The 20,570-nt window shown below is 41.2% G+C and carries 18 protein-coding genes; 9 read left to right on the plus strand and 9 right to left on the minus strand.

The annotated features are described in order from the left end of the window. Positions 1 to 267: 267 nt before the first annotated feature. The gene (locus tag K401_RS0104235; RefSeq protein WP_024291791.1) at positions 268 to 864 is read right to left on the minus strand and encodes a TetR/AcrR family transcriptional regulator; all 597 of its coding nucleotides are present in this window, start codon (positions 862 to 864) and stop codon (positions 268 to 270) included. A gap of 143 nt (positions 865 to 1,007) precedes the next feature. On the opposite strand from K401_RS0104235, the gene K401_RS0104240 reads away from it, so the two are divergent. After that, positions 1,008 to 1,709 carry an ABC transporter ATP-binding protein gene (locus K401_RS0104240; RefSeq protein WP_024291792.1) on the plus strand — a complete coding sequence of 234 codons (702 nt, stop codon included), beginning with the start codon at positions 1,008 to 1,010 and terminating at the stop codon, positions 1,707 to 1,709. Next, entirely contained in the window at positions 1,703 to 4,027 is a 2,325-nt protein-coding gene (locus K401_RS32265) for an ABC transporter permease (RefSeq protein WP_024291793.1), read from the plus strand. The genes K401_RS0104240 and K401_RS32265 overlap by 7 nt, the downstream gene beginning before the upstream one ends. Positions 4,028 to 4,454: 427 nt before the next feature. Here K401_RS32265 and K401_RS0104250 read toward each other — a convergent pair whose 3' ends face one another. Further along, positions 4,455 to 4,844 carry a RidA family protein gene (locus tag K401_RS0104250; RefSeq protein WP_242842293.1) on the minus strand — a complete coding sequence of 130 codons (390 nt, stop codon included), beginning with the start codon at positions 4,842 to 4,844 and terminating at the stop codon, positions 4,455 to 4,457. Between the two features lie 287 nt (positions 4,845 to 5,131). Between K401_RS0104250 and K401_RS0104255 the strand changes: the two genes are divergently transcribed. The 7 genes from K401_RS0104255 (at position 5,132) to K401_RS0104285 (ending at position 12,410) form a co-directional block, all read left to right on the plus strand. After that, positions 5,132 to 5,800, plus strand: a complete 669-nt coding sequence (locus K401_RS0104255) for a response regulator transcription factor (protein WP_334291486.1) — start codon at positions 5,132 to 5,134, stop codon at positions 5,798 to 5,800. After that, positions 5,797 to 6,807: a sensor histidine kinase gene (locus K401_RS0104260; RefSeq protein WP_024291796.1), complete on the plus strand. Its 1,011-nt coding sequence runs from the start codon at positions 5,797 to 5,799 to the stop codon at positions 6,805 to 6,807. The genes K401_RS0104255 and K401_RS0104260 overlap by 4 nt, the downstream gene beginning before the upstream one ends. A gap of 131 nt (positions 6,808 to 6,938) precedes the next feature. After that, positions 6,939 to 7,568 carry a biosynthetic peptidoglycan transglycosylase gene (locus K401_RS0104265; RefSeq protein ID WP_024291797.1) on the plus strand — a complete coding sequence of 210 codons (630 nt, stop codon included), beginning with the start codon at positions 6,939 to 6,941 and terminating at the stop codon, positions 7,566 to 7,568. A gap of 34 nt (positions 7,569 to 7,602) precedes the next feature. Continuing rightward, on the plus strand, positions 7,603 to 8,415 hold the full coding sequence (locus K401_RS0104270) for a TraX family protein (RefSeq protein ID WP_024291798.1): 813 nt from the start codon (positions 7,603 to 7,605) through the stop codon (positions 8,413 to 8,415). A 17-nt stretch (positions 8,416 to 8,432) separates the two neighbouring features. Further along, positions 8,433 to 9,197, plus strand: coding sequence for an ABC transporter ATP-binding protein (locus K401_RS0104275; RefSeq protein ID WP_024291799.1), 765 nt, complete (start codon positions 8,433 to 8,435; stop codon positions 9,195 to 9,197). Beyond that, complete coding sequence (locus K401_RS0104280) at positions 9,187 to 11,163, plus strand: FtsX-like permease family protein (protein ID WP_024291800.1); 1,977 nt, start codon at positions 9,187 to 9,189, stop codon at positions 11,161 to 11,163. The genes K401_RS0104275 and K401_RS0104280 overlap by 11 nt, the downstream gene beginning before the upstream one ends. Positions 11,164 to 11,471: 308 nt before the next feature. Beyond that, the gene (locus tag K401_RS0104285) at positions 11,472 to 12,410 is read left to right on the plus strand and encodes a UbiA family prenyltransferase (RefSeq protein WP_024291801.1); all 939 of its coding nucleotides are present in this window, start codon (positions 11,472 to 11,474) and stop codon (positions 12,408 to 12,410) included. Here the strand turns inward: K401_RS0104285 and K401_RS0104290 are convergent. The 7 genes from K401_RS0104290 to K401_RS0104325 form a co-directional block, all read right to left on the minus strand. Next, positions 12,403 to 12,669 carry a hypothetical protein gene (locus K401_RS0104290; protein WP_024291802.1) on the minus strand — a complete coding sequence of 89 codons (267 nt, stop codon included), beginning with the start codon at positions 12,667 to 12,669 and terminating at the stop codon, positions 12,403 to 12,405. The two genes, K401_RS0104285 and K401_RS0104290, sit on opposite strands and share 8 nt — an antisense overlap. Positions 12,670 to 12,727: 58 nt before the next feature. Further along, positions 12,728 to 13,195 (minus strand): cupin domain-containing protein, encoded by a 468-nt coding sequence (locus K401_RS0104295; protein WP_024291803.1) that lies wholly within the window; start codon positions 13,193 to 13,195, stop codon positions 12,728 to 12,730. A 431-nt stretch (positions 13,196 to 13,626) separates the two neighbouring features. After that, a complete protein-coding gene (locus K401_RS0104305) occupies positions 13,627 to 15,651 on the minus strand; it encodes a heparinase II/III family protein (RefSeq protein ID WP_024291804.1) in 2,025 nt (674 codons plus the stop codon). A 13-nt stretch (positions 15,652 to 15,664) separates the two neighbouring features. Beyond that, positions 15,665 to 16,843 (minus strand): glycoside hydrolase family 88 protein, encoded by a 1,179-nt coding sequence (locus tag K401_RS0104310; protein ID WP_024291805.1) that lies wholly within the window; start codon positions 16,841 to 16,843, stop codon positions 15,665 to 15,667. A 38-nt stretch (positions 16,844 to 16,881) separates the two neighbouring features. Then, positions 16,882 to 17,760: a carbohydrate ABC transporter permease gene (locus K401_RS0104315; protein ID WP_024291806.1), complete on the minus strand. Its 879-nt coding sequence runs from the start codon at positions 17,758 to 17,760 to the stop codon at positions 16,882 to 16,884. Positions 17,761 to 17,772: 12 nt separating this feature from the next. Then, the gene (locus K401_RS0104320) at positions 17,773 to 18,693 is read right to left on the minus strand and encodes an ABC transporter permease (protein WP_024291807.1); all 921 of its coding nucleotides are present in this window, start codon (positions 18,691 to 18,693) and stop codon (positions 17,773 to 17,775) included. Positions 18,694 to 18,827: 134 nt separating this feature from the next. Beyond that, positions 18,828 to 20,501: a type 2 periplasmic-binding domain-containing protein gene (locus K401_RS0104325; RefSeq protein WP_024291808.1), complete on the minus strand. Its 1,674-nt coding sequence runs from the start codon at positions 20,499 to 20,501 to the stop codon at positions 18,828 to 18,830. Positions 20,502 to 20,570 lie beyond the last annotated feature (69 nt).

Raw genomic sequence — 20,570 nt, forward strand, 5'->3', positions numbered from 1 at the left:
ATCAATTCAAACCAAGGGAAATTTCAAGAAAATAATAAGAAAAAAGTATATTTTCAAAAGATTGGTACAAGAAAAAAAATACGGTTTGGAGGAAGTAAAAACTAATATGCCGGCAATGAAATCATTTTATATAATCAAAAAAAGAGCTTATTCAGCATGCCCATTACGAGGCTTCTGAACAAGCTCCAGATGATCTAACTTATATCACTGCCATTTTTCCTCATCTGCCTTGATACTAATCTTAAACAAAGCATGAAAAACGATCTTCTAGATGTTTCTCCCCCGAATTAAACCATCCAAAAACAGCATATTGATTTCTCTCACCAATTCGGGATTGCGCTCTATTCTGTTGCGGATTTCTTTGTTGTGCATCAAATAGGTCTGAATCATATCAATATAAATTTCAATAGCGGCATTGGAAACATTCTGTGAAAAAACACCGGAATGCTTTCCCTTTTCAATAAAATCCAATAATAGCTGTTTGCTGGTGGAGTTAAATTCACTTAAATATACCTCAAGTTCCGGATCGTTTTCTATGGCCTCAAAAAAGAACTGCAGGCTGTATTTGCCATAATACCATGTTCGTATTTGGATATACTCTTCAATTTTATCGGAAAAACTTTCATCCTTATCAATTAAATCCTTGATCTTCTCTATGCTTTCATTCAGCATATTTTTTATGATGATACGCCGTAAATTATCCTTACTTTCAAAGAAATTGTAAATGGATACTTTGGACACATGAGCCTTATCAGCAATTTCTGTCATTGTCACCTTATTGAATCCATATTGATCAAACAATTCCAAAGCCATTTGCATAATGGCTTTTTTCTTATCATTTCTTCTTTTCTCAAAACCGTCCAAAGGATTTCCCTCCCTAACATATGAACTATATAAACCTTATTCGTAAATAATATATCACAAGCTGCTTGACAAGTCAAACAAGAGGCGGTAATATATGAACTATAATCATAATCAAAGTTCATAATTTGAAGGGAGTATCAGCAATGGCAGACATTCGTTTTGAAAACGTAAAAAAGGAATATCAAATGGGAGATGTCACTATTTATGCAGCAAATGATGTGTCATTTCAGGTTAAGAACGGTGAGCTTTGCATTCTGCTCGGACCTTCAGGCGCAGGAAAGACCACTGTGCTTAATTTATTGGGCGGTATGGATACCGCTACATCCGGAAAAATTCTTTTTGCGGACAATGATATCACAACAATGAATGATTTGGAACTTACTGATTACCGGCGCTATAAAATCGGGTTTGTTTTTCAGTTTTATAATCTGATACCAAATCTGACTGCCGCAGAAAATGTTGAGCTTGCCAGGCAGGTGTGCAAATCCCCCCTCGAACCGGAGGAAGCTTTGCGGATTGTGGGGCTGAAGGACAGAATCCATAATTTCCCCGCCCAGCTTTCCGGCGGTGAACAACAGCGTGTCGCCATTGCCAGAGCAATCTGTAAAAACCCGGATCTGCTTCTTTGTGATGAGCCGACCGGCGCATTGGATACTGAAACAGGAAAAACTGTTCTCAGGGTTTTGTCCGATATCAGCCGGAAGATGGGGAAAACAGTGTTGATTGTCACCCATAACTCTCTGCTGGCTCCTATCGCAGACCGACTGATTGAAATGAAAAATGGCAGAGTCATCCGGGAAACAACTGAGGAAAATCCTGGGGATCTGGAGGGAATCAAATGGTAACGATGCTGCAAAAAAAGATCTTCCGGGATATTGGGGCGAATCGCTGGTCATTTCTTGCCATTGTATGTATCTGTTCTCTAGGAATTGCTCTCTTCAGCGGAATTCATCTATATGTCAGTACGGTTGAAGGAGAAGTTTCCCAATATTACGAACGCTCCAAGCTCGCTGATTATTGGATTTACAAAACCGAAGTTTCTGATGCCGACCTTAATAACATACGGTCTCTGGATCAGATCCAGGAGGCCCAACGGCGCAAAACGGCTGACTTAACCTTGTCCGGCGTTTCGGATGCAATTCTGCACATTCATGCCACCGGTGAAGCCGCAGCTATTAATGTCCCGGAGCTGCTGGACGGAAGTCTTCTTGACAGTGATGAAACAAATACTCTTTTGCTTGACACCCGTTTTGCAGAAGCCCACAACTTATGGGTGGGCGATACGATAGTAACCGAAGGCAGCCAGGGGCAAATGCAATGGCTGATCAAAGGGATTGTACGGGATGCGGAATATGTATATTACGCGCCGGAAGGTCTGACGGTTCCGGACTATCACAAATATGGGTTTGCTTATACAAACGCAGCTTCTTTTCCGAATTCGGCTTATAATGAAGTTATTTTCACTGTTGATAAGGAGACCCCTCCTTCACAAGAGAAAATTTCAAATCAGGTACACGAAGTAATGGAAGGAGCCAATATTCTCAGCCGCCACCATCAGACAAGTTACCGTAAAGTGGCTGATGCAATGACCGGGGTAAAACAAATCGGACTGCTGTTTTCCATTGCCTTTTTTCTGACGGCGGCTCTTGTCACTTGGATCACTGTTTCCCGCATGATGGAGAACCAGCGCCAGCATTTAGGGGTGCTGCGCTCTTTAGGCTTCTCCAAAGAGGAGATCATGGGCAGATATGCGCTGTTTGGAGGGCTGATCACCATTTCCAGCATGGGGTTAGGATGGGTTCTTGCACGGTATATGATTGCACAATTTCTCTATGGTGTGGGAATTACCTATTACTCGATAGAGCCAACCGGAGTAAAGGCCTTTACACCTCACTTTTTTCTGTCAGTAGTTTGTGTGGCAGCGGTTACTGGCGGTGCGGCGGTACTCTCCTGCCACAAATCATTAAAGTCTATGCCATCGGAATTAATGCGTCCCAGACCTCCGGCTCAGGGTCACCGTATCTTGCTGGAACGAGTTTCACCCTTTTGGCGCAGACTGAGTTTCAGCGGAAAAATCGTCACAAGAAACCTGTTTCGTAATAAAGCAAGGATGGTTATGGGCCTTGCCGGCATCATCGGCTCAACAGCTTTGATTCTATGCGGCTTTGGACTGATGAATTCTATAAATGCTATGCTCAATAAAGCATTTAACGAAACGGTACGGTATCATGTGGAGATAAAACTGCGAACCTCTTTGGCACCGGAACAGCTTTCCGATATTTATTCTGTTTTAGACAGGGCAGAAAATGTTGATGAAACAATGGCATTCGGCGTCTATCTGTCTGGAAAAAACGGCAGTATGCAGAATCCTTATCTTGTTGTTATGGATGAAGGGCAAAAAAGCCTTGATTTTAGAGATATGGAAGGATACAAAATGTACTTGCCGGAAAATGGAGTGTTGATTACTCCCAGAATGGCCCAGGCACTGTCCGTGGAGGCCGGAGACAAACTCGCTGCCGAACGGCTTGATGGAACGGTACTTACACTTACAGTGGCAGACATTGTGAATTTTCCTGTGGGCAATGAGATTTATATAGGCAAAAAGGCCTTTGAAAAAGTATCCGATCTGCCTTTTCTTGTGAGAACTTTGCTGATCAGCGGGCAGGATCTTGACCTTAACAAGCTGAAAGACGACCCCAGGATTTCCCTGGTTGAAACCAGGGAAGAAATGCGCAGCAATATGCTCATTGTTTTGGAAACGCTGCAATCTTTTCAAATGATCTTAATCTTGTTTTCCGGCTTACTGGCTTTTGCCGTTATGATGGTGCTTGGACGAATGAACTACTACGAGAGAAACCGCGAACTTGCAACGCTGAAAGTCTTAGGGTTTTATAGAAAGGAAATGAAACGCCTGGTCTTGCGCGAAAATGTTTGGATCACCTTATTTGGATTGCCCTTTGGCTATGTTGTGGGTTCCTTGCTGCTGCGTATTATTCTTTCCCAGGCAACCACGCCGGACTTGGAAATCATGCCAATGATTACCATGCCCAGCACTGTGGCAGGCTTTGCCTTTATTCTTGGGTTTACCATGCTTGTGAATTATGTGATGGGCCGAAAATTCAAAAGTATTGATATGGTTTCATCGCTTAAAAGCGTGGAATAATCATACGAAATAAGCGCTTCCATTACAGCATTTAAGCAAGTGTCTGCAGCTTGAGCAGGTGATACTGTCTTGTGTGATGTCAAGCGGATATTCGCAATCCGCTTCGCTAATTGCTCACGGCGTCCCCGATAGTGTGGGGGAGGCCCTGCCCCGCTTTATCGGGCATAACCGAATAGCAGCTGTCTCTGCCTGTCAGGTGGATCTTGTACTCCACCTGACACAAGCAAATCCCCACCCACCACTTAATGCTTTTCGCATTTGAAGTGGGGGACTTACTTGATTCGGTTAAATTTTCGCCCTGTTCCCCCTATATCATTGCTCTTTATCATTAACCTGTAAGCTTCAGATAATGGCCTTCTGAACCTGACGCTTCAAATAATTAATTGAACCAAATGCTGATCATTTGTTACATGTTCCTAATTAATAATTATTCCCTCTTATATGCGACGCCGTCCATCTGGCATAAACATGTCTCTCCGACAAACTCTGTTGTGGTTGTCATTCTTGCAGGTGCGCCATTCTTAAAATATTCCCTGAACACATCAGCTGCTTTGCGGAAATCCGCTATATTTTTTAAGTACAAATTCACCTTTACCATGTCATCAAGGGTTGCACCAGCAGCTGCCAGTGTATTTTGCATACTTTCAAATGTTTTTCTCATCTGATATTCAATGTCTTCCTTGTCCTGACCCCCTCCGTGATGAGCTAAATAAATATAATCTCCTGCTATCACACAGGATGAACAAGTATCATCTCCGCAATGAGTCGGCATTCTTCTAAACACCTTTTCTCTTTCTCCTGCATAAAATTCTTCCATCCCATTCCCTCCTGTATTGTTTGGTAAAATCAGTATATCATATGAATTATGACATCAGTATGTCTTATATGAATATGGCTATAAAATAAAAATCGGCAATATTTATTGCTAAATTGCTTTTTGCAGAAACGGAACATCACAAATTATCCGCATACTTTTTAGTACCATTTTAGTACCAATAGCAAGCAGCACCGGTTTTACAGCCACACCAATTCACTTGCAATCCCCCCACCCCCAATATATAATCAATACATAAGCCCTACAACAGAAAAATGGCAGGAGGTATTATTAATTTGAAGCTATTTATCATTGAAGACGATATCGTTCTGAGAACAGAATTGATCTCGCTGCTTGAAAGCTATAATTATTCTTGTGAAACAAGTGATAACTTTAAAAATATTATATCAGAAGCAACGGATTCAAACGCAGATTTGATTTTGCTTGATATTAATCTTCCTTATTATGACGGATATCACGTATGCCGGGAGATCCGCAGGATATCGGATGTGCCGATCATGGTTGTGACAAGCCGCAACAATGATATGGATGAGCTGATGAGCATGAACCTGGGCGCAGATGATTTTATAACAAAGCCCTATAACATTCAGATCCTGCTTGCCAGGATCGGAGCCATACTCAAACGCACCAACCAGAAGAATTATTTATCAGAAGCAGAATATAAGGGCTTAACATTATCCATGGCAAAAAGCACGGTATATTACGAAAGCAAAGAGGCTGAGCTCACTAAAAATGAATTGCGCATCCTTTCTGTTTTAATGCAAAATGCAAACAGCATCGTTTCCCGTGATGAATTAATGGATGAGCTTTGGCAGTCGGACGAATTCGTCGATGACAATACACTGACCGTTAATGTCAACCGTCTGCGTAAGAAACTTGAAGAAATCGGTGCAGCAGACTTTATAAAGACCAAACGTGGGCAAGGGTATATGATATGAAGTTTTCCAGCTTTTTAAAAGATAAAACTCTGTTTTTATTGGCGCAGGGCTTTATCATTTTCTTTTTAGTTGTGCTGTTAGATGTCTATCATATCAGCCGCTATGCAATGATACTTATTTGCATGACCATTGTCATAACATCTTTTGTTGCGCTGGCACACGAATACCTGTTACGCAGCAGATATTATAATCGATTAAATAAAACCTTGGCGTCAATGGATCAAAAGCAGTATATTGCTTCCTTATTAGAAGATCCTGATTTTGCCGAAGCGGAGGTTTTATGTGAGGTTCTTAAGCAGGTTACAAAAGCCATGAACGATGAAATTGCCTCCTATAAAATATCCCAGGATGAATACCAGGAATATATTGAAACATGGATCCACGAGATAAAGATCCCTATATCCTGTATCGATCTTATCTGTCGGAATAACCGCAATGACATCACAAAGAGAATATCCGAGGAAACAGTACGGGTGGATTCTTATATTGAACAGGCTCTTTATTATGCCCGAAGCAAAAATGTAGCAGCTGACTACAGCATCAGAAGGCTTTCTCTTAACAGCCTGGTGAAGGCCGCTGTAAAGAAACATTCAAAACAGCTCATAGGGTGCGGTGCTATAGTGAAACTGGATGATCTTGATTATTCGGTTTATGCCGATGAAAAGTGGCTTGATTTTATTATTGGACAAATCATTGCAAACAGTATCAAATATAAAAAAGAGGCTTTGACCCTATGGTTTTTTGCTTCAGAAAACCAGGAAAATATGATTCTTTTTATTCGGGATAATGGAATTGGAATTTCTGAAGGAGACCTGGGGCGAGTGTTTGAAAAGGGATTTACGGGAGAAAACGGAAGAGCTTTTGCCAAATCCACGGGGATCGGTTTATACCTTTGCAAAGAACTCTGCAATAAGATGTATCTGGGATTAGAAGTCCAGTCCTCCATGGGCCATGGTACTACAATTAAAATAACATTTCCAAAAGACAGGCAGTCATTCCTGCAGTAAAGGGTTCCGCTTATTTTAAAGCGGAGCCCTTTTATCTTACAAATTTGTTCGTTTGCCGTAAGTAAAATCTATGGTTCCATGATTCGTTCCCTGGTATACTGAGGAAGCAAACCACGAAAGGAGTAATTTTGATGAAAAATAAAACAATCGGTATCAGTATGTTGTTACTTGCTGTCATCAGCTTCCTCATGGGTATTGTAAAAATATCTCCTATGGTTTCTGCCGGATATGAAATGTATAAGACTGCAACAGAAGCCATAAGCGTGCCGGATAGAATTGAGGAGCTTAAACAACAAAAAAGTTATATTACATTTGAAGACATACCGGATGGATATAAAGAGCAGGTGTTAAAATCAGAAGACAAACGTTTTTATTATCATTTTGGCTTTGATCCCATTGCTACAGCAAGAGCCATGGTTAACAATGTGATTGCGGGAAGCTTTGTGCAAGGGGGGAGCACGATCACCCAGCAGCTTGCAAAAAATATGTACTTTTCTTTTGAAAAGAAATATGAGCGGAAGGTGGCAGAATTATTTGTTGCTTTTCACCTGGAAAAAGATCTTACAAAGGATGAAATACTGGAGCTCTATTGTAATATTGCTTACTACGGGGAAGGATGCTATGGACTGAAACAGGCGGCGAATCACTATTACGGTGTTGAGCCTTTAGAGCTGACAATCACGCAGATCAAGGCGCTTGTATGGACAATTAAGAGTCCGAATAAATATAATCCCAATGCTTATAAAGTAATTCCGGCGTAGCAGATATAAGTTAGTAAAGAAAAGGAGATCATAAATGATACAAAAAGGATTCAATAGTTTTCAGATTAAAATAATAGCTTTGGTGCTTATGGTATTCGATCACATTCACTATGCTTTTACAGGTGTTTTCCCAATTCCGCTGTGGTTTACAATACTGGGCAGACTATCGGCTCCTCTATTCATCTTTGCTACGGCTAATGGCATGAGATATACCAGAAATCCGGTAAAATACTTAATGCGTTTATGGATCGGATCTGTATTTATGGGCTTTGGCAATGATCTGATTAACAGTTACTTCCCGTTGCCTAATGGTGGAATTATCATAAATAATATTTTTTCTACGTTATTTATCATATGCCTGATTATTTTCAGTATTCAGCGGATTTCCATATGCAGGAAAGAGAACCGTCCGTTTCTCCAGTATATAATTTTAATGCTTATTCCTGTTTTCAGCAGTATTATCCTATTATCAGCCATGTCTGATCCCGGATTATTTATTATAACAAGAGGAATCATGCTCTTTGTTCCCTCCCTCTTATTCTGTGAAGGCGGCATTGTACTGGTTGCTTTAGGCGTTGGATTATATTTATGCAACCAGGATAAAAAGAAAATAGGTATATTTTATTTTCTGCTCAGCCTTTTGGTCTTTGCAATGGGTTATAACCCCGAGGTCGGTGTGGAGAGCATGTTTTTGCATAATATTCAGTGGTGTATGGTATTTGCCTTACCAATTATGCTGCTTTACAATAAGCAGAAGGGCCGTGGAATGAAATATTTCTTTTATGCTTTTTATCCGGCCCATATTTATATTTTTACGATTTTAGCCTATATTATTTCTAAATATTAGAGGAGAGGATGGACACCATGAATACAATCTTAAAGGTTCAGAACCTTCAGAAATATTACGGTAACAAAGGGAATGTAACAAAGGCTGTTGACAATATCAGCTTTAATGTTTCAGAAGGAGAATATATCGGGATCATGGGGGCATCAGGCAGCGGAAAGACTACCATTCTCAATTGCGTTTCCACCATTGATGATGCGACTTCCGGGCATATCTATATTGACGGAACTGATGTCACTGAGATGAAAGCAGAGGCCTTATCAAAGTTCAGACGTGAAAAGCTTGGCTTTATTTTTCAGGACTTTAACCTGCTTGATACCCTCACTGCCCATGAAAATATTGCCCTGGCTTTGGCAATTATGAAAGCTCCTGCAGAGGATATGGATGAGCGGATCCACCAGGCTGCCTCTCTTTTAAACATCACGGAGGTATTGAATAAGTATCCGTATCAGATGTCAGGCGGTCAAAAGCAGCGTGTGGCCGCAGCAAGAGCCATCATTACAAATCCCAGCCTGATTCTAGCTGATGAACCTACCGGGGCCTTGGACTCCAAGTCTGCAAAGATGCTTCTGGAAAGCTTTAAAAACCTAAACGAACAGATTCATGCTGCCATTCTGATGGTAACCCATGATGCTTTTACTGCCAGCTATTGCAGACGCATCTTGTTCATCAAAGACGGCAGGCTGTTTAATGAGCTTATCCGGGGAGAGGAATCACGTAAGGAATTCTTTGACCGGATTATGGAGGTTATGGCCCTTCTTGGAGGTGATTTAAGTGCTGACTAAGCTTGTATTTAAAAATGTCGGAAAAAGCATGCAGGACTACACGGTATATTTTTTTACTCTTGTGTTTGGTGTTTCTATTTTCTATATGTTCAACTCCATCTACGCGCAGCAGGACATCATGGTGGTGACGGAAATAGTCAGCGATTCCATGATCGCCCTTAAGAAGATATTATCGGTCATATCCGTATTCGTTGCGGTGATCCTGGGCTTTTTGATCATTTATGCAAATAGTTTTTTTATCAGGCGGCGAAAAAAAGAAATGGGGATTTACATGACTCTGGGGATGAGTAAAGGCAAAATTTCTGCCATTCTTGTACTTGAAACATTTCTCATGGGCCTCCTTGCTTTAATTGCAGGTCTGGTAACCGGTGTTTTTGGCTCCCAGTTTATGTCTGTGTTCACTGCCAAAATATTTGAGGCGGATATGACAGCTTATAAATTCATATTTTCTCCAGATGCAGCGGTAAAAAGTATCTTTTATTTCGCAGTTATTTTTTTGACAGTGATTATTTTTAATACAATTGCTATCAGCAATTATAAACTGATTGATTTAATTTATGGAGGCCGGAAAAATGAAAGCTTAAAAATCAGGAGCACCAGATTATCTGTACTGATTTTCCTGATATCCATTATTTTCTTAGGAACCGCATATGTATTGGTTTTGAAAAATGGAATCATTAACATCAATCAGATCTTCCTCTGTTCCATTGTTTTAGGAACGGTTGGTTCGTTACTGTTTTTCTTTTCTCTTTCAGGAATACTGACCAAGCTGGTACAATCAAATAAAAAGCTGTATTATAAAAACCTGACCATGTTTGTAACCCGCCAGCTCACCAGTAAGATCAACACAAATTTTATATCCATATCCGTGATAAGCATTGTGCTGCTTTTGGTAATCGGTATTTTTTCAACCGGTTACAGCATGAAAAATATTCTGTCAGCCGATTTAAAGAAGACAGCTCCCTATGATGTCAGCTTTTATGGAAGTAATGAGGAGGGAAGTCATGGAACCATATACGAAAGCCTGCCTTTGTCAATCAAAAGCATTGATGCCATAAGCCATGAATACAGCATTTACCGCGGGGACCTTCGTTACAAGGATTTCCCCATAGAATATTCTTCCCTGTCTTTTGATTTAGGGAAGCGTGTACTTGATTTTGTTATGTTTTCTGATTACCAGAAGTTTTTAGAAATGCAGGAAAAAGAAAAAAACGATCTTCCTGGAAATGAGTATTTCATCATTGCTTCCGGTGACATTTACCAGGATATTGCACAGCAATTCCTTGACAAAAAAGTAACAATTTCTCTTGGGGATAAAACACTCCAGTCAAAGGGGGAGGTACAAAACATAAAACTTTCCAACAGTGATTCCGGTATCACATTCGTTGTAAATGACGCGTTTGCTGAAATTCTTGATCAGTCGCCGGATCATGTACTTAACATGGTATGCAGATTTGGGGAAGGATCAAAGGAGCTGCAGGAAAAATTAAATGAGTATAGTAACAGTGAGGATTACCAGGAAAGGAGCTTTTGGTACTATTCAAGCAGAGAAGATATCTATGCCTCATCCATTGCCATGAAAGCCATCATATCCTTTTTAGCCATTTATCTTGGCATTGTGTTTATGGTTGCCTGCGCAGCGATCCTTGCAATACAGCAGCTTGCCCAGGCAGCGGATAACAAGGAACGTTATGCGCTGTTAAGGAAGCTGGGTGCCGAAAAGAAAATGCTGGACAATGCATTGTTTGTACAAATACTCTGTTATTTTTTACTGCCCTTTATACTTGGCATTGCTCATTCCATTGTTGGGCTTACGGCTGTAAATGATGTAATGAAGGCCTTGGGGCGTGTGAATGTGATGGATACCGTTCTAATTCCGGCATTATTTATTGTTGTCATTTACGGCGTATATTTTGGACTGACTTATATGGGGTGCAAACATATTTTAAGAAAGGATCATTATTAAATGTGTTTTTCCTATTAAAAAACAGATAGTTCAAAAACAGGTCCGTATTTTTCGTATATTGAAAAACGCGGATCTGTTTTTGAATTGGAAAATGAATTTGACTATTCCTGCCAGCATTGTTATAATATTGTCAAGCACAACTGTATCCACGATTGAATCAAGGTCTACCCTATCCGGACATAATTTCTTTTGTATTGGGTAGGATAATTTTTTGACTTTTTATAAAAATAGCTGCTCCGGAAACTGTCTGTTGAGGTAAGAACGCTCTCACCATACCCGTTTAAATGAATAAATGAAAGAGGAAAGTTATGCAAACAAAAACTATGGAAGTGAACCAACATTCCAATGTAAAAAAATTTCTTGAATTTGTTGAAATACGCACTAAAATTACAAGCCTGCTTCCGTTTCTCATGTCTCTGGCTTACCTGTTTTACCGCAGGCAGCCGGTAAATGCAGAGCGCACACTTCTGTTTTTTGGCTCCATGTTTCTGTTCGACCTGACTACGACCGCGATCAATAACTATATTGACACCAAAACCAACGGCCAGAAGCTTCCTTTTCCCAGGAGCATGGCAAAACACATCATTTATCTGCTGTTTGGCGTAAGCACTGTTTTAGGCCTTACCCTGGCGTACCGTACGGATCTTGTCGTCCTGCTGCTGGGCGGGTTGTGCTTTCTCTGCGGCGTGTTCTACACCTGGGGGCCGGTTCCCATTTCCCGTTTACCCCTGGGAGAGATTTTTTCAGGGCTGTTTTATGGTCTGTTCATTCCTTTTCTGATGCTTTACATGAACATGCCGTCCGGAACCTTTGTGACTTTGACGGTGGATTGGCATACAATTCAATTGAATCTAAACCTTGCGCCCGCGTTTTTCCTGCTTTTGTTTTCAGCAGGTCCAATCTGCGCCACAGCCAACATTATGCTGGCGAACAATATCTGCGATCTGGAAAAGGATATTGCAGTAAGGCGGTATACCCTTTCTTATTTTTTAGGCAAAAAAGCGCTGTTTGTTTTTGCCGGGCTATACTATGTTACTTATTTGACATGGGCGGCGTCTGTAGCGATGAAGCTTTTGTCTCCGGTCTGCCTGGCGGCACTGCTCACCTTTATTCCTGTTCATAAAAATATCCGCCGCTTTAAAAAGGAACAGATCAAGGAAAAGACCTTTGCCCTTTCAGTCCAGAATTATATTATCATTGTTGGATCACAAACACTGGTAATCTTTTTAAGCGGTTTAATCACTTGATTTTTCCGTTCAAAATGGCATTTGCCTTTTCATAATCTGCCTTTTTGACAAAAATAGTATATTCATACTCCAGCTGCAGGTTTTCCCCAAACGTCCCGGTTCGTGCCCTGGAACCTGCACCAAAAAGGGAGGGGCTTTTTCTGTTGATCACCCTGATGGAATAAGGAATATGATTCCGGGCCAACAGTTCCCGAACCTCAGCCTGCTTTTTCATCTCAAAAGTCATTATCAATTCTTTTCGATTGAATATTGTGATCATTTTTACTCCTTCCTTTCCAGCTTATCCCCAATTCAGCTTTTCAGATCCAGGCTAAACCTCAGCCTTTCGGATTCGGCTCCGGAAGCCATGAAGTATCCAGATCCGTTCCTTTAAATATCCGCCTTGACCCATTAGATTTCTGCATATACATATCATCATCAGGATAATAACAAGTATCTTCCTTTTCATTCGTCCCAATGTCCAGAATAACCAGGGTCTCACCGCCGGAATTATAAAATGTGTGGGCGATATTTTCCCCTGCCGGTTTTGCTATGAAATCTCCCTGGTTAACAGTCTTCTCCTCCTCATTAATACGTAAAGTTCCTGTTCCGGAGAGGATCATAAAAAACTCTTCCTGCTGTGAGTGACTGTGATATTTTGTGCTGTATGCCCTGGGTGGAACATAGTCAATATTCACATAAATCTTTTGACTTCCCGCGGCCTCCCCCAAAGACTTTGTAATCAAACCAACAGCGTCCTTCCAAATATACTGTTCAGGTAATTGATCTGTATTATTGATATCCAATTAAATTCTCCCTTCCCATTTACAATTAATCTTTATGAACAGAATACTATATATCCTGTCAACTATCAACATCAAGCTTTCAAATATACAAGCATTTATAATACATTAGCCTGATCACTGACCGGTTCCCCCTGCAAATCCACTCCGTTTAATCTGCCAATTACTGCTTTTGATTCCATTTATTATATATTACATTTCTGTTACATAAGTGTTACAATGATCTTGTTCCAAAAAAAGTAAATAAATGAGGAGGTTACGTATATGTTTTTTGATTTCAGCTCATGTAACTTAAGCGATTTATTAGATTTAATTTCTCAGTTCTGCAAATAATTTTTTACAAAAGGGGGTTGTTGCTCCGGCAGATTTCATGATCTGCCGGAGCAACAGCTTCATTTTTATGCTTTTCCCACACTTCCGATTATCCAGTTTATTTATACATGGAGTACTTCCCCTGCATAAAGCCTTTCCCCTTTTTTCCTGTCACTGACGTTAAAAACACAGACATTCCCCACAGCAAAGCATTCATCTGCAATCACTGCATCTGAAGTATGGAAGACCTCATCATTGCAGAGAATTACAACATAGCTTCGTTTTCCCACAGTGATTTTTACTGACTGGGCTTCGCTTTCTTCCAGTGGTTTATGAAGGGTGTGACTGGTTGTATCCACAAACTTCACTTCAGCAGGTTCTGCCCCAGAAGAACTCCCTCCATTTATGACTGTAATCATACTGGCAAACCCTTCCTTTTTCAAAACTGCGGTAACTGTATCATTTTCTTCCCACTGATTGTAATGTCTTGAGGTCACCCCCCTGTTTTTTTCAAGTACGGCATCTTTTGTTAAAAAATTCAGAAATACACTGGTCTCTTTTCCCCGGAAAGTCACCAGATTTGTTTCTGTGAAAACCTCTCCTTCCGGTGCAAAATGGAAATACTGCCTGTATTCATGTACTCCTTCTCCATAAAACTGATCGTTGATCAGATAAATATCTGGTTTAATCCAGATAATGCGCCGATTCACAAAGATACCCTTTTTTATGAATCCAAGATGACCTCCCTGCACAAATTCTGCAGTCTCCCCGGCCCTGTATGTTCTGTTTACAGGCAGAGAAAGCTTATCCGTATACCAGGAATCTTTAAACGCAGTAAAGGATTCCCCATCTACCGTCGTGGTATTATGGCCCGGATTATCCTTTAAAGTAAAACGAAGCGGAACGTTCATATAAGTCGCTCTGCCGCCGTCAACCAGCACATCTTCTCCATTGATCACTAGATCCACATGCATTTTATCCCCATGGCAATGACCTGTACTCATTGCACCGCATGTAAAATGAAGAAGGTTTGCATTCCTTTCCCAGCTTTCCCTTAAATAATAATTTCCACTGTTCTCCAGATATGCTGATATAAAATCCGGTTCTCTTGCAGGAAGAAGGGCATAACCAGCACAGGCACCCCTTCCGAAATCCCAGGATCCTTCATAATCCATAAGCTTAAAACCGCACCATTTTAAGACAGGATCCTGGAATAACCAGGCTCCCATGGTGATCTTATCCCGTAAATCCGTGTCATCAGAATCTCCATGAGTGAATTGATGACCGTTTGGTTTTTTCCAGATAACATTTGCCATTGCCATGGAATGGACAGTTTCCTCTAATTCCGGCTCCAATAATATCCCATTGGCTCTTGCAAGAAAAATTACACAGCACAGACAGTGATATACTTCATTGTGATACATAGGGGATTGCTCCCACTGGCTGCCGTCTTTATAAATCTGTACCTTAATTGACTTATAAATTCGCTCCAAAGCAATGGAAGCCCACTCCCTTGTTTCATCGTTTTGAGGAAGTCCCATTGCAATCTCAAAAAGCCCGCTGTTCTCCAGAATACACCAATTGCTCTGCAGTCTTTCGTCTCCGCCCTTTTCCACCAGCCTTTTTCCATGAAGCCGCAGTGATCCTGCAAACCTGTCTAAAAAGTCCTCTGTAATTAAGCTGCTGTCTTTAAAATATCGGATCGCTTTCGTCCAGGTCTCCCCCCGCAGTCCTGTCTCCAACAGGCGCCACGGTCCCATCTCTGTCTTATCCTCCAGCAAAACCCTTCCCATCCAGTCATCAGTCAGCCGCAAAAAGCATGTTACATATTTTTCTTCTCCGGTCAGCTGCCAGGCCTGCCCCAGACAAATAAAAAAACGGTGTCTGTTAAACTGCCAGACAAATTCCGGATCACCGGAAGGCATATAACCCCAGTCAATTTCCCCGGAAAATACCACAGGCTCATAGGTACGTTCCATATCCCAGTTTAAATCAAACAGAAATGTATTTTCACATACCTCATCTGCAATCCGTAAAATATGCTCTACATCTTCCTTCCAGTGTTCTTTGCAGTAACAGGCTGAATTCTCCGGATCAGGTACAAAATAATGAGTATCCGGTCTGTCAAAATATTGTCCGATTGTCATTTCCTATTCTCCATTAATACCAGTATGGCTCCCAATCTGTTGAAAGCCGGGTCAATGCCTCCATATAAAAGTAGTCGCCCCAAAGTACGCACTCATCAACTCCGTGGTTTGGGCATGTGTTATATGGAGAACTTTTTGCATAGGTCCCATGGAGCAGAAGTCCGTTGGATACAGCCGGATCCGTCACCGCACATTCCCTGATCAGTGCATACAAAAGCCTTTTCGCCATCCCTGTATAATATTCTGTTTTTTCCTTTGGAAGAAATTTGCTCATTTCAAGCATACCGCAGGCTGCAATTGCCGCTGCAGAAGAATCCCTCGGCTCATCACTTCCGTCACTGAAGTCAAAATCCCAGTAAGGAACCATATCCTCAGGCAAATGCTCCAGAAAATAATCCGTTATTTTGCAGAAAATATCAGCATATTCCTCATCTCTAAGAAATTTATAAGCAAGTGCAGTTCCGTAAATTCCCCATGCCTGCCCTCTTGCCCAGGCAGAACCATCCCGATAGCCCTGGTGAGTGACTCCCTTTTTAGGCTCTCCTGTTTCAATATCAAAGAAAAAGGTATGATAAGTGGAATGATCTTCCCTAATAATATTTTTCATTGCTGTTTTAATATGCGCTTCCGCTTTTTTTATGTAGTTTTCCTCTCCGGTCACCTCACCTGCCCAGAAAAGCAGAGGCATATTAAGCAGACAGTCTATAATCAAACGGTAATTGTTCTCTTCCCCAAGCTTTCCCCAGGCCTGAAAAAACTGACCTTTTTCATTAAATCTTGTCATCAGATTATCTGCTGCCATAATGGCAGCTTCCTTACCTGTTATATTTCCTGTAAGTTTGTATGCAGCCACACAGGAGGGACAATATAAAAATCCCATGTCATGGTGGTCCACACCTTCCTTTTCCCTGATTCTTCTGTAAAAATCCTTTACTTCAATTTCAGCTGTATTTCGTAAAACTTCATCCCCTGTTTTCTCATAAGCCAGCCATACTTCACCGGTCCAGAAGCCAGGTGTCCATTCGTAGTTGGTTCCCTTCTGGTAAAAATTATTCACACTGGCTTCCTGAGGAAATTGTTCCGTAAACTGCTCCGTCGCTTTTTTAATCAGTTCTGCTGCCTTATCATAGGCAGCTTCCAGCATTCCATCATCTATTTCCTTGTGTTGTAACAGCTCTTCTATTGTTTGCATATACCGTTCCTCCTCACACCGTCAAATATTTGTTTTCTTTATTCCTTCACAGCTCCAATCATAACTCCCTTTGTAAAGTATTTCTGTAAAAATGGATATACGAACAGAATCGGAACAGTAGCCACCATGATCGTGGCATACTTAATGCTCTGTGCAATAGCCTCCGCATCAGCTCCCGCGCCTCCGTTCATCGCCTGTAAATCATTGGATATGAGGATTTCCCTTAAAATAACCTGGAGGGGATATAATTCCCGGTCTCTTAAAATCGCAGACGCCCAGAACCATGCATTCCATATGGAAACGCCGTAATATAAAACCATAACCGCCATAATTGCTTTAGACAGGGGCAAGATGATTTTAAACAGAATGGTAATATGACCGGCCCCGTCAATTCTGGCTGCTTCTGTTAAGCTGTCAGGAATGGATTCAAAGGATGTTCTTAGAATAATCATATTATAAGTATTGATCATAAAAGGAATGATGAGTCCCCATCTGCTGTTGATCAAATGCAAATCCTTTAAATTCAGATAAAACGGGATCATACCTCCTGAGAAAAACATAGTAAACAGCACAAACAGCATCAAAGGCTTTTTAAACATCACACCCTTTCTGGAAAAGAAATAAGCGGCCAGCGAAGTCATTACCAAATCCAGGGCAACACCTGCTACCAAAATAAACAGGGTATTTACATAACCCTTCAAAATCATAGGGTTTTCAAATACCTTCATATATGCCTGAAGATTAAAGCCCAAAGGCTTTAATAAAAATCCCGAATGCGACATCAGCCGGCTGCTGTTGCTGAAGGAAGCCATAGCCACAAACCACATGGGATATAAGCAGATCAATGCAATGATGGTCAAAACAATATAATTAATAACATGAAATATTCTCTCTCCGCGGGAAATTTTAACTTTCATCTTTCTCCTCCTTTACCACAGGCTGTTTTCCGTTGTCTTTTTAGAGATTTTATTGGTAACATACAACAGAACACAGTTGATCACAGAATTAAACAGACCAATTGCAGTCGAATAACTCCAATCCTGTTCAATCAGACCTGCACGGTATACATAGGAAGAAATAATATCTGCAGTATCATAAGTAGACGGATTATATAAGAGAATCGTCTTTTCATATCCCATGCTCATCAGAGAACCCATTCTTAAGATCAGCATGATGATAATAGTAGGTGCTATTCCAGGCAAGGTTACGTTGAGAAGCTGTTTCCATTTTCCTGCACCATCAATGGATGCAGCTTCATATAGCTGGCTGTCTACACCGGATAAAGCCGAAAGATAAATAATCGATCCCCAGCCGATCTCCTGCCAGATACTGGAAGCTGTATATATTGTACGGAAATTTGCAGGATCCTGAAGAAGAGGATTCCGCGTTCCTCCAAACAGCGCGATAATATCATTAAAAAGACCGGTCGTCAGACAGAAGTCCTTGATCATACCGCAGGCAACTACCAGCGAAATAAAATGGGGCAAATAGGTAATTGTCTGGGAAACCTTCTTAAACTTTCCGTTTTTCACTTCATTCAGCAAAAGGGCCAGAATAATAGGAGCCGGGAACCCAAAAATAATACTATAAATACTTAACAGCAGCGTGTTTTTCAAAAGCCTTCCAAAATAAGGACTTGTAAAAAATCTGGTGAAGTTTTCAAACCCCACCCATTCACTGCCAAAGACTCCCTTGGCAGGAGTAAAATCTTTAAATGCAATCATTGCACCATACATAGGTTTATACATAAAAACAGCATAAAAAATAAGGACAGGAAGCACCAGCAGATATAAAGTCCAGTTTCTCTGTAAATCTTTCCTGATCCTATAGCTTAACGAATTTCCCCTCATTCCTTCCATCCCTTCCTTTCATCTGAATACCTGACCCGAAAACTTTGATCCGAAAACAGCCGGGGACTGACTATGCAATCGCCCGGCCGTATTTGCGGATTGCGAATATCCGCTTGAATTGAAAATCAACCAAATTATCTGGCTTCATAACGCGCTAAAGCTGCGTTCTCAATCTCAAGTGCACGGTCCAGTTTCATATCCTTTAAAGTCTGGATATAATGATCCCATTTATCAAAGCTTTCTGTACCAAAGATGAATTTAAGGGTCATTTCATCTACATAAGTATTAAGCTCATTTGTAATAGTGGCCAGTTCCTTGGACTCCTCCTGGGTTGGAGTGATGTTGGGAACAGTATGTTTGCCTGCATTTGGAACTTCCCATACACTTGGACAATCCTTAACAGTGGGAAGCTGTAAATACTGCTCAAGATAGTTTAAATCCTGTACAAATGGTCCATTATAATTCGCACGTATGTATTTTGACAAGGACTGTGCCAGAGGCCAGCCGTCCGGATTATTCATAACCAAATCCGAATAAACGGCTTTTCCATCCTTCATCTCATAAGAAACACCTTCAATGCCATAGTTAAACAAATTGTGCCCTGCATCAGAATAACCGTAATCCAATAACCTGGCTGCCAGTTCTACATTTTTACAGCTGGAGGTAATGGCTGCTGCCACATCAGGGAACTTATTTTCCATATATCCGTATTCAGGTGCGGCCCCCTTTTCTAAAGTTGGAATTGGTGTGGGAACCAGCAGATAATCAGGATTGGTCTTCTGTGCACTTGTCATAAACACCTGCATACGGCTTGCTGCCCAGCCTACGGAAGCACCTGATTTATCACTGGTCATCTTTGCCGTTACCTGATCACCATTAAGGGTTGCAATATCCTTATCGATCAGTCCCTCCTGATACCACTGGTTCATTGTCATTAAATAATCCTTATATTCAGCCTGAGCTGGTGCAAAAGCGACCTTTCCCCCATCATCCAATATAAACCATGTGGAGTTAGCAGCGCCGACCTTATAGGCAAATGCAATTGGATTGGACTGTTTGAAATTGGCCCAGTCAAAGCTGATAGGAGCCTCAGTGCCCTTCTTTTCCTTAAATGCAGTCAATACGGTATGCCACTCATCAACGGTTTTCGGCACCTCAAGCCCCAGTTCATCAAGCCAATCCTTACGAATGAACCCACCTACCGTATAACGCAGCTTATCTTCGCCGCGAATGAATGGGAATGCAAAATAGTTCCCGTCATCTGTCTTGATCATCTTATCTACATCAGGGTTTTCTGTCAGATATTTTTTAAGATTGGGACAATACTGGTCAATAATATCATTTAAAGGAATGATCACTCCATCCTTGATCGCTTTTTCCGGACCGCCCGGATACATTTTTACCCATTGCCATTCCATAATATCAGGAAGATTTCCGTCAGCAACAATCAAATTAAACTGTTCCTTTGCCTGGTCTGCGCCTGCCGCAGGATGCTGGAACTTGATTGTAATACCAGTCTGCTCCTGTAAAGCCTTTCCTAATTCCGTTTCACCTAAATTAGTAAAGTTAGCTGATGCGTTGGTATTCAGCTGAAGCCAATAGGTAAGCTCCCCTCCGTCAGCCAGGGGATAAGACACCTCACCTCCTGCATTGGCATTAGAACTGCCTTCTGCAGCTTTTGATGTTTCCTTTGTCTCCCCGCCTGTACTTGAAGTCCCCCCTGTTTTGCTTCCGCATCCTGCCAGCAGAGAGGCAACAGTCGCCATGGCTGCCAATACAGCAACCGGTTTTCTAAAACATTTCCTCATAAATCTTCCTCCTTCTTTTTATTCGCATTGCATTTGCTTTTTACATTCTACATGGTTCAATGGGCATTT

Source organism: Lacrimispora indolis DSM 755 (genome assembly GCF_000526995.1).
GTDB lineage: Bacteria > Bacillota > Clostridia > Lachnospirales > Lachnospiraceae > Lacrimispora > Lacrimispora indolis.

Bases quoted from the DNA above. Each gene is read 5' to 3' on its own strand.
- K401_RS0104275 (WP_024291799.1), top strand. From the start codon at position 8,433: ATGAATACAATCTTAAAGGTTCAGAACCTTCAGAAATATTACGGTAAC.
- K401_RS0104325 (WP_024291808.1), bottom strand. From the start codon at position 20,501: ATGAGGAAATGTTTTAGAAAACCGGTTGCTGTATTGGCAGCCATGGCG.
- K401_RS0104260 (WP_024291796.1), top strand. From the start codon at position 5,797: ATGAAGTTTTCCAGCTTTTTAAAAGATAAAACTCTGTTTTTATTGGCG.
- K401_RS0104290 (WP_024291802.1), bottom strand. From the start codon at position 12,669: ATGATCACAATATTCAATCGAAAAGAATTGATAATGACTTTTGAGATG.
- K401_RS0104265 (WP_024291797.1), top strand. From the start codon at position 6,939: ATGAAAAATAAAACAATCGGTATCAGTATGTTGTTACTTGCTGTCATC.
- K401_RS0104250 (WP_242842293.1), bottom strand. From the start codon at position 4,844: ATGGAAGAATTTTATGCAGGAGAAAGAGAAAAGGTGTTTAGAAGAATG.
- K401_RS32265 (WP_024291793.1), top strand. From the start codon at position 1,703: ATGGTAACGATGCTGCAAAAAAAGATCTTCCGGGATATTGGGGCGAAT.
- K401_RS0104240 (WP_024291792.1), top strand. From the start codon at position 1,008: ATGGCAGACATTCGTTTTGAAAACGTAAAAAAGGAATATCAAATGGGA.
- K401_RS0104270 (WP_024291798.1), top strand. From the start codon at position 7,603: ATGATACAAAAAGGATTCAATAGTTTTCAGATTAAAATAATAGCTTTG.
- K401_RS0104315 (WP_024291806.1), bottom strand. From the start codon at position 17,760: ATGAAAGTTAAAATTTCCCGCGGAGAGAGAATATTTCATGTTATTAAT.
- K401_RS0104285 (WP_024291801.1), top strand. From the start codon at position 11,472: ATGCAAACAAAAACTATGGAAGTGAACCAACATTCCAATGTAAAAAAA.
- K401_RS0104310 (WP_024291805.1), bottom strand. From the start codon at position 16,843: ATGCAAACAATAGAAGAGCTGTTACAACACAAGGAAATAGATGATGGA.
- K401_RS0104305 (WP_024291804.1), bottom strand. From the start codon at position 15,651: ATGACAATCGGACAATATTTTGACAGACCGGATACTCATTATTTTGTA.
- K401_RS0104320 (WP_024291807.1), bottom strand. From the start codon at position 18,693: ATGAGGGGAAATTCGTTAAGCTATAGGATCAGGAAAGATTTACAGAGA.